The following is a 6,174-nucleotide window of genomic DNA, read 5'->3' as shown; positions in this document are numbered from 1 at the left end:
CGGTCGTCGACCGCGACCCCGCCTCCGGCCAGTACCGCCGGGGCGTCCCTCAGGGCCGGCATGCCCACAACCTCCTTCCGGCCGGCGCGCGAGTCGTCGACGAGGTCCTTCCCGGTCTGGTGGACGAGATGAGCGCCGACGGCGCGATCGTGGCGGATGTGCTGTCGGACTACCGCTTCTACCTCGGCGGGAAGGAATTGCCGCGGGTGCCCGTCGGTGCGCACTCCGTCCACGCGACAGTGCCGTTCTACGAGCGCCACTTGCGCCGGCGGCTGGTCGAACAGGACGGCCTGCGGATGGTGCTCGGCGCTGACGTGGTCGGGCTGATCGGCGATGACCGGCGGATCACCGGTGTACGCATCCTGCGGCAGGAGCCCAGCAGCAGCGAAGAGACGTTGAATGCCCACCTGGTGGTCGACGCGATGGGCCGGGGCAGCCGTACGCCGGTCTGGCTCGAGCAACTCGGATACGAACGCCCCGCCGAGGAAATCGTCAACGTCGATGTCGCCTACGCCAGCCGGCTTGTTCGGCTCCCGCCCCAGCACGACCGGGCACTGCTCATCGGCGGCGATGTCAGGGCCAACGGCCGCGGGCTGCTGTTGCTCGCGGTCGAGCACGGCCGGCACGTACTGACCGTCACCGGGACGGCCCCCGCCGCGCCTCCACCGACCGACGAGGCCGGATTCGCGGAGTTCGTCGCTGCGGCGGCCCCGGATGACGTGCTCACGGCGCTGAGGACCGCCGAGGCGCTCAGCGACATCGTCGCGTACCGCTTCCCCGCGACCCGCTGGCGACGGTACGACCAACTCGCCGGTCTCCCGGACGGGCTGATCGTGGTCGGGGACGCACTGTGCTCGTTGAGCCCGGTCAATGCGCAGGGCCTGACGGTGGCGGCGCTGGAGGCCCGCGCGCTGCGCGACACGCTCTCAGCCGGCCGGCTCGACGTCACTGCCAACTTCCTGGCCCGGGCGACGGACCTGCTAACCGCGCCGTGGGGGATGGCCGGCGAGCCGGGAGGTCCCGCGAACATGACGCAGAAGATGCAGGGCGCCATGATGAGCCGGTTGATGGCCGCCGCGGCTACCGACCCTACGGTCGCGGCCCAGCTCATCCGGGTCCTGGCGCTACTCGATCCGCCTTCGAAGCTGTTGCGGCCGGCTGTGCTCGGGCGAGCATTGCTTCGGGCAGCATGATCCAGGGCGCCGGGCACCCCGGCGCTCATCGCCGCCGCCACGGCTGCCGCGGTGGAGCCGTTGCGTACAGAGAACCGGGCGAAGGTCATCGGCGCCCTGCTCCCACCGGAAACGATCATCGTCGACGAGTCCACAACCGAGGGAATGAACACCCCCTTCCCGGCGACCGCCAACTCTGCACCACACGACGTGCTCCGGCTGACCGGCCTCGCCATACGGCAAGGCATCCCCGTTGCCGCCGCACAGCCATTGCATGTCCGTACGGCCCGTCGTTCGCCTGCAAGCCGACGGCAGCGCGCTCTACACCATCTACGGACTATGAACCCAGGCCCGCGAGAAGCTTGACGTGACCACCGTCATACTCAACAACCGCTCCTACGCAATCCTGCACGCCGAACTGGACCGCGTCGGCGGCGGCCAAGCCGGAACGGCTGCCAACGCCCTCTTCGACCTCAGCCAACCCGACATCGACTTCACCGCCGTGGCCACCGGCATGGGCGTGGCCACGTTCAGCAGGTGCAGGGTCGTTTGGCTGTCGCTGATCCCGACGATGTTCAGGTCGGCTGGAGGATTACCTCGCCGGCCGGATCGACGCCTTCTGGCAGTTCGGCGGCGCCCGCGCGGACCTGCTTCCCGGAGCGCTGCTCGTCACCGAGGCCGGCCGACGGATCTCCGACGCCGAGGGCCGTCCCTGGACCCGCAGAGCGAGAGCTTCCTGGCCGCCGCGCCCGGCGTCCATGCCGAGGCCGTCGCCACGCTCTCACGATGACCGCGCACCACAACCCGCACCCACGAAAAGGACCACACCATGGCCGACGACCAGCTGGCCCACGACCTCGACGGCACGGGACCGATGCTCGTGGCCGTCCACGGCATCACCGAAAACCGGCGCTTCTGGGACCCCGTTCACCTGCAGCAGCACTTCCGTGTGCTGAGCGTCGACCTGCGTGGCCACGGTGACTCGCCTCGGGCCCAGCCGTACGGGATCGACGAGTCGGTGGAGGACATCCACCAGCTGATCGAGTCCCTGGGCGAGGACCAATCCCCGTTCATCGTCGGTCACTCCCTCGGCGGGGTGATCGCGACCGCCTACGCGGCCCGTTACCCAACTCGTGGCGTGGTCAATGTCGACCAGTCGCTGCGGGTCGGTCCACTTCCTGCGGAGATAGTCGCCGCCGCGCGGGGAGAGGGCTTCACCGACTTCGTTCGTACGGTTTTCGCTCAGCTGTACGGCGAGCTGGACCCTTCGCTGGTGGCCGACATCGAGCGCCGCCGCACCCTCGACCAGGAAGTGTTCAGCGGATTCTGGACCCCGTTGCTTGATTGGGACGCAGACACGCTGGCAGCGTGGTCCCGACGTACCACGAGTCTCCCGCCCGACGTTCCGTACCTGTCCCTGCACGGAACCGATCCCGGTGGGGACTACGCCGACTGGCTCACCGACCGTATCCCCGGGGCCGTGGCCGAACAGACACCGACCCGCACGCACTACCCGCACCTGGCACAACCCGAATGGTTCGCCTCCCGTGTCCATCAGTTCTTCAGCTAGCTCGCGCCGCAACCTCGGGGGGCGAACGGTCCGTCGTACCTGCGGGCCGATGCCCAGGGCCGCCCCTGGACCTCGCAGAGGAAAGCCTCCTGGCCACCGCGCCCGGCGTCCACGCACAAAGCCTCGCCACACTCTCACGCCGACCGCACACCAGAACCCGCACCCACGGAAAGGACCACATCATCATGACCACGATCGCAGTGCGTGTGGAGCGCGTGCCCGGTCGTAATAAGGGGCGCACAGCGCCCGACGTCAGCATGCTGCCGCTGCTCCACTCCGGCGACTTGCAGTGCTTGGAGCACTCATTCCCATCCGTGTCGTTACGCCGCCTCCAGAAAGGTCCTCATCATGTCCCTCGATCCCCAGATCGATGCGCTGCTCCAGAAGTTGGCCGAAGGAGGCGGGCCGGCACCGGAGAGCCGAACGGTTGAGGAGAACCGCGCTCTCGTGAGCAGCTTCTCCGCCCTCGCGGGCGACGTCGAGCCTGTCGGCAGCGTGCACGACGCAGTGGCCGCCGCCGAAGGCATCGAGGTCCCCGTCCGTATCTACGCCCCCGCCACCCTGCCGCGCTCCGGACCGCTGCCCGTGACGGTCTTCTTCCACGGGGGCGGATGGGTGCTCGGAGATCTGGACAGCCAGGACCACATAGCCCGCATCGTGGCCAACCGCTCCGGCACGATCGTGGTCTCCGTCGACTACCGGCTCGCGCCCGAACACCGCTTCCCGGCGGGGATCGAAGACGCCTACGCCGCCCTGACATGGGTCGCGGCCAACGCCGGAGGTTTCGGCGGCGACGGGCAAAGCATCGCGGTGTTCGGCGAGAGCGCCGGCGGCAACCTGGCCGCGGCCCTCGTGCAGGAAGCGCAGCGGCGCGGGGGACCTCGCATCGCACTGCAGGTACTGGCGTATCCGGCGGTCGACCGGTTCGACGACAGCCCCTCCATGTACGAGAACGTGGCCGGACCGCTGTTGAGCCGCAGCTGGCTCGAGTGGTTCTGGGGCCTTTACCTCAACACGCCCGACGAAGGCGCCGACCTGCGCGTCTCGCCGGCGCGCTCCGACGAGGTGGCCGGGCTTCCTCCCGCCGTCATCGTCACCGCCGAACACGATCCGCTGCGGGACCAGGGTGACCGCTACGCGCAGAAGCTCGCCGGCGCCGGCGTGCCGGTCACGCACCTTCCGATCAAGGGCGCCACCCACGCTTTCCTCTCGTTCACCGGGTCGGTACAGCTCTCACGGGACGTCCTGAATCAGCTCGCAGATGCCGTGGCCACGGCGTTCGACAACTGACCCGCCCCCCGTTGTGACGATCATCAGGCAGCGGCTCGGTGAGTTACGACGGTGTGCCTTTGCGGGGCGCACTGGTGAGATCGAGCTGTTCCGGTCGATGCTGGGGGCAGGCGGCGTGCTTTTTCCACGTGCCGCCGGTCCCAAGGTCCCTCGAAGCGCACTCCATCGGCGTCCGGGCGGTGCTGTCCCTCGACACCTACGAACTGCTCGGCCCTTCGACGACTTGTGCGCGGTGTCGACGGGGAGCTTCCGGGGGTGCTCGCTCGTCCGATGAGTCGGCTTGTTCACAGACGGATGACGAGCAGTGCGATGTCGTCGCGACCGCCGGTGCTGACGCCGAGGCGGGTCAGCAGCGCATCGGCCAGGTCGTCGGGCAGGAGAGCGGCGTGCTGGGCGAGGGCGTCGGTCAGGCGGGTCAGGCTGGCGTCGATGTCCTCGCTGTGGCGTTCGATAAGCCCGTCGGTGCCCTACCCGCGCGCGTCTGCACCGCGCCTGCTGCAGTCAGTAACCACCTCGGCGAGGAGTGGCTGGGGCGTGTTACAGGTTATGCACCCGGACAACCCTGTCACACGTGCACGACGGCGGGCGTGGTACCCGGCCGGGCAAGAGGGCGCGGAAAGGGACGGAGCCGTGGCGACAGGGCGGACCAACGAGCCGGAGGGTAACTGTTGCGGCGAACCGGCGCCGAGGACATAGAGGGACGATCGCCCTGTCCGGGGACGGAACGTGCATCGCTGAGGCACGGCATCAGGCCGCCGCCTTCCTCACCCAGCACGGGGACGCGTCCCGGCCGAAGGTGACGGACCGCGTCCTCGGCCTGACCCAGCTGGTGGTCAGCGACCTCGTCACCAATGCCTGCAAGTACGCCCCAGGCCCCATCCTGCTGCGCCTGCGTCTGGCCGGTGAGGCGCTCGAGTTGGAGGTGTGGGACAGCGACCCGGCCCTGCCTACGCCGAGCGGTGCGGATCCTGGGCGGGTGGGCCGGTACGGCCTGGAGATCGTCAAAGCCGTAGCCGCCGACATCACCGCCCTGCGAGAGAACGTCGGCAAGGGCATCACCGCACGGATCCTGCTCGCCGCCGCCTGACGTCTCGCTGTACCGGATGGAGATGCCACCGGGCGCGGCAGCCGAGCAGTGCCGGGGGCTGGCCGGCGTACACAAACGACCTACCCTGCGTCGAGCAGAGCCGTCGCATGGCGTTCGGCCCGGGCCGGGACGTCACCTTCCCGCTTCGGCCACCGCTCGGCACGTCAGCGGGAAACCGCTGAGCTAGAGCCTGAGAAGTGACAGCACCAGCTCAGAGGCGCTGTTGCCCGTCGGCCTCTCCGACTGTTGAGAGGCCGCTCGGGTCGCGCGTGAGCCGCGGAGGGTCCAGACGCAATGCCGCTCGTCGACGTCAGGCCGAGTGAGGTCGCTGCAGTCCCTGGAGGAGGAGAGCGATCAGGCGCCGGGGGTCGTAGCGGGGGTCGTCGTCGCGTCCGATGCAGAGGTTGCCGATGCCACGCATCAGCTCGTACGGCTGCGTACCGGGCTTGATGTCGCCGGCCTCGACCGCAGCGTCGAGCAGTTGGGCGCAGACGGGCAGCAGGCGGTCGATGAAGTAGGCGTGCAGCGCGGCGAAACGGTCGTTGTCGGACTGCAGGGCGTCGGCGAGTCCGTGCTTGGTGACGAGGAAGTCGACGAAGAGGTCGATCCACTGACGCAATGCGTCGAGCGGGGAGCCGGCACTGGCCAGCAGGTTCGGGCCGGCTTCGGCGCATGCCTCGATCTGGTGGCGGTAAACGGCTGTGACGAGATCCGCCCGGGTCGGGAAGTGGCGGTAGATCGTGGCCATCCCGACGCCCGCCCGGGCCGCGATCTGGCGGATCGGCGCGTCGACGCCGGAGGTGACGAACACCTCGGCGGCGGCAGCGAGCACCGTCTGCCGGTTGCGCTGGGCGTCGGCCCGCTTGCTTCGTGACGGCGACTGGCCTGCGGGGCTGTCGGTGGTCATCGCGTACTCCTCCACACCGATTGACAAAGCGGAGCAACGCTCCGGATACTAAATGGAACAGCGCTCCGCTTCAGCCTAGCCGAAGCGGGGTGCCCCTGAACCGCCTTGTCCGCCGACGGTCGCAGGAGACCAGCGGGCGGCAGGTGTC

General features: G+C 69.2%; 5 protein-coding genes and 3 pseudogenes. 6 read left to right on the top strand and 2 right to left on the bottom strand.

Going from position 1 to position 6,174, the window contains the following annotated elements; all coding sequences use genetic code 11:
- From ACIBA9_RS19820 to ACIBA9_RS19800, 5 genes and pseudogenes are all read left to right on the top strand, one after another.
- Positions 1–1,193 (top strand): FAD-dependent oxidoreductase (locus ACIBA9_RS19820; RefSeq protein WP_399364605.1); only part of this gene is annotated, 1,193 nt, incomplete at its 5' end.
- 346 nt (positions 1,194–1,539) lie between these two features.
- Positions 1,540–1,650, top strand: a pseudogene (locus ACIBA9_RS19815) (hypothetical protein); the annotation flags it as partial.
- 106 nt (positions 1,651–1,756) lie between these two features.
- A pseudogene (locus tag ACIBA9_RS19810) lies at positions 1,757–1,962 on the top strand (inositol monophosphatase family protein); the annotation flags it as partial.
- Between the two features lie 39 nt (positions 1,963–2,001).
- A complete protein-coding gene (locus ACIBA9_RS19805) occupies positions 2,002–2,742 on the top strand; it encodes an alpha/beta fold hydrolase (protein ID WP_399364603.1) in 741 nt (246 codons plus the stop codon).
- A 447-nt stretch (positions 2,743–3,189) separates the two neighbouring features.
- Positions 3,190–4,032 (top strand): alpha/beta hydrolase, encoded by an 843-nt coding sequence (locus ACIBA9_RS19800; RefSeq protein WP_399364601.1) that lies wholly within the window; start codon positions 3,190–3,192, stop codon positions 4,030–4,032.
- Between the two features lie 284 nt (positions 4,033–4,316).
- Here the strand turns inward: ACIBA9_RS19800 and ACIBA9_RS19795 are convergent.
- A pseudogene (locus ACIBA9_RS19795) lies at positions 4,317–4,496 on the bottom strand (SpoIIE family protein phosphatase); the annotation flags it as partial.
- A 59-nt stretch (positions 4,497–4,555) separates the two neighbouring features.
- Between ACIBA9_RS19795 and ACIBA9_RS19790 the strand changes: the two are divergent.
- Positions 4,556–5,119 carry an ATP-binding protein gene (locus tag ACIBA9_RS19790; protein ID WP_399364599.1) on the top strand — a complete coding sequence of 188 codons (564 nt, stop codon included), beginning with the start codon at positions 4,556–4,558 and terminating at the stop codon, positions 5,117–5,119.
- A 310-nt stretch (positions 5,120–5,429) separates the two neighbouring features.
- On the opposite strand, the gene ACIBA9_RS19785 is transcribed toward ACIBA9_RS19790, so the two are convergent.
- Positions 5,430–6,026, bottom strand: a complete 597-nt coding sequence (locus ACIBA9_RS19785; protein ID WP_399364597.1) for a TetR/AcrR family transcriptional regulator — start codon at positions 6,024–6,026, stop codon at positions 5,430–5,432.
- Positions 6,027–6,174 lie beyond the last annotated feature (148 nt).

The sequence above is a fragment of the Streptomyces sp. NPDC051452 genome, assembly GCF_044454765.1.
Taxonomy (GTDB): domain Bacteria; phylum Actinomycetota; class Actinomycetes; order Streptomycetales; family Streptomycetaceae; genus Streptomyces.
Note: the sequence above shows the minus strand (reverse complement) of the source record. Positions and strands in the feature narration are given on the sequence as shown.

Excerpts from the sequence above, each read along its gene's own strand:
- ACIBA9_RS19805 (WP_399364603.1), top strand. The coding sequence starts at position 2,002 with ATGGCCGACGACCAGCTGGCCCACGACCTCGACGGCACGGGACCGATG.
- ACIBA9_RS19785 (WP_399364597.1), bottom strand. The coding sequence starts at position 6,026 with ATGACCACCGACAGCCCCGCAGGCCAGTCGCCGTCACGAAGCAAGCGG.